Annotated in this window: 2 protein-coding genes; one reads left to right on the forward strand and one right to left on the reverse strand. The window is 36.3% G+C overall.

Features of this window, described 5'->3' with window-relative positions:
- Positions 1–59: 59 nt before the first annotated feature.
- On the reverse strand, positions 60–1,538 hold the full coding sequence (locus tag O3664_RS09035; protein ID WP_004257306.1) for an oligosaccharide flippase family protein: 1,479 nt from the start codon (positions 1,536–1,538) through the stop codon (positions 60–62).
- A gap of 124 nt (positions 1,539–1,662) precedes the next feature.
- Here O3664_RS09035 and mecA point away from each other — a divergent pair, with 124 nt between their 5' ends.
- Positions 1,663–2,403, forward strand: a complete 741-nt coding sequence (gene mecA / locus O3664_RS09040) for an adaptor protein MecA (RefSeq protein ID WP_371613934.1) — start codon at positions 1,663–1,665, stop codon at positions 2,401–2,403.
- Positions 2,404–2,461 lie beyond the last annotated feature (58 nt).

The raw sequence follows: 2,461 nt of genomic DNA on the forward strand, positions 1-2,461 counted from the left end.
AATAAATAGCCTACCTATCTACTGGAATATTCCTTGTTTTAGATAGGTAGGTTATTTATTTAATTTCTTTTAATCTTAGCAAGAGCAAGATTGAGTGCATAGTGGAATGTTTTATCTTTTGTGATAAAAAGTATCAAGAGATAGTAGATTCCACAAGTTGCAACAGTCGAGAGAACCATGAGGATCATATTGAGGTTGACTGTATAAGAGTTGATTTGGAAAAGGAATTTAAATGTGAAATAGATGGGAATGAATCCGAGCGATACAATAGTATAGCGTGTTAAAGTAGTAAAGATTTCTTTTAGGTCAAGCAGATGATGTTTCTTGATAAAGTAAATTTCCAGTAGAACAACTATAGTTTCTGCAATAATAGTAGTAGCAATGTAATACTCTGGTGCAAAAATATTATTGAAATACAAGAGACTGTTGAGTAGGATATTAGCTCCACCACCAATAAAGTAAAAGGCTGTTAAACGATTTTCGTGGTCGTTGATGAAGATAATTTGTTTACCGAGGATTAACTCAATGGCCCAAATGATAGTCCGAAAAGCGAAGACACTAGTCACAATACCAGCTTCAAGGTATTTTTCAGAAGAGTAGATGACAGTTGCGTAGTTCCCTAATACCATAATCCCAATACTGGTTGGAATGATGAGGAAGTAAAAGAGGGCAGCGCCTTGATTTAGAAGATTTTTATAAGATTCGTAGTCTTTCTTACCGAGATAGTAGCCGAGACGTGGAATACTGACGTTGATAGCTCCACTCAGGACACTGGCAATCAACATGACGATGCTAGAAGCAATGGTATAATAAGAAATGTAGTTTTCATCAGGCCCTTTGGTGATAAACATTCTATCAAGTAAGGTGTAGAGCATGTTGGCATTTGCTAGGAGAAGCATAGTCAAGAGCGGCTTCGATGCTTTGACTAATTCGACAAGACCAATCTTAACAAAGGAAACTTCTCGCTTAATCCAGAGAAAACTGAGCAGGTAGTTAAGGATAGTGGTTGCACTCATAATGATTGCATAAGGTACGATATCGTCTGGAGTTTTTACAAAGGTAAAGATTGCAACCAACATGGCTATCCGTATAATTAATGTCTTATATAATATAAAGGCGTAATTTTCATATGCTTCATTCATCCACTCAATATAGAGGAATTGGAAGAGTGCTTGTACTCCGAGTATATAGTAGAGTTCTTTCAAATTTTCAATACTGGTATCCATGTAAATAAAGAAGAAGTAGATACCTGTTGTAAGGACAGATGTAATCACTGAGATATAGAATAACTTGGAGAAGACATAATTAATTTTCTCCTTATCATCCTTAACCTTACTGATAGCTCGAATCCCATAGTTGTAAATCCCAAAGGCAGCTAAAGGAATGACAAAGCTAGCCCAGGTATTGGCGGTATTGAAGTAACCGTAGTTGGATTTGCTGAGAATCCGTGTCAGATAAGGATTGGTTATCAGCGGAAAAACGATATTGAGAACATTGACTAGCAAGCTAGCCAGTGCATTAACTTTTATATTTTTCATTGTACTTTCTTTCTTGTATTGTAAAATGGTCTCTAGTATTATATCACATTCTTGCTTCATTCTTTTGATAAAATCGTAAAAATCTAGTATAATAGATAGAACTGAAAGTATGAGGTTACTAGCAATGAAAATGAAACAAATTAGTGATACAACTTTAAAAATCACGATGTCTTTAGAGGATTTGATGGATCGAGGCATGGAGATTGCTGACTTTCTCGTTCCTCAAGAAAAAACAGAAGAATTCTTTTACGCTATCTTAGATGAGTTAGAGATGCCTGAGAGCTTTTTGGATACAGGTATGTTGAGCTTCCGTGTGACTCCAAAACCTGATAAGGTTGATGTCTTTGTAACCAAATCAAAGATTGACCAAAATCTAGATTTTGAAGACTTATCGGATTTACCAGATATGGAAGAATTGGCTCAAATGTCGCCTGATGAATTTATCAAAACCTTGGAAAAAAGCATCGCAGATAAAACCAAAGACGATATCGAAGCCATTCAATCTCTAGAGCAAGTCGAAGCCAAGGAAGAAGAGCAGGAACAGGCTGAACAAGAAGCTGAGAGCAAGAAAGAACCTTACATCTACTACATCCTTTCTTTTGCTAAGTTGGCTGACTTGGTGGCTTTTGCCCAGACAGTGACTTTTGAGATGGAAACTTCTGAACTCTACAAGATGAATGAGCGTTATTATTTGACCATTTTAGTGGATATTGAAAATCATCCAAGTCCATATCCAGCTTGGCTATTGGCTCGTATGCGCGAGTTTGCAGACGATAGTGACATCAGTCGTTCAGTCTTGCAAGAGTATGGTCAAGTCTTGATGAATCACGATGCTGTGCTTAATTTGCAAAAGATTGGTTCATAATTTTTAAAATCAATTTTCATCTATCAAGAAAGACGAATCATGGGATTCGTTTTTTCTT

It is taken from the genome of Streptococcus sp. 27098_8_109, assembly GCF_041432295.1.
Lineage (GTDB): Bacteria > Bacillota > Bacilli > Lactobacillales > Streptococcaceae > Streptococcus.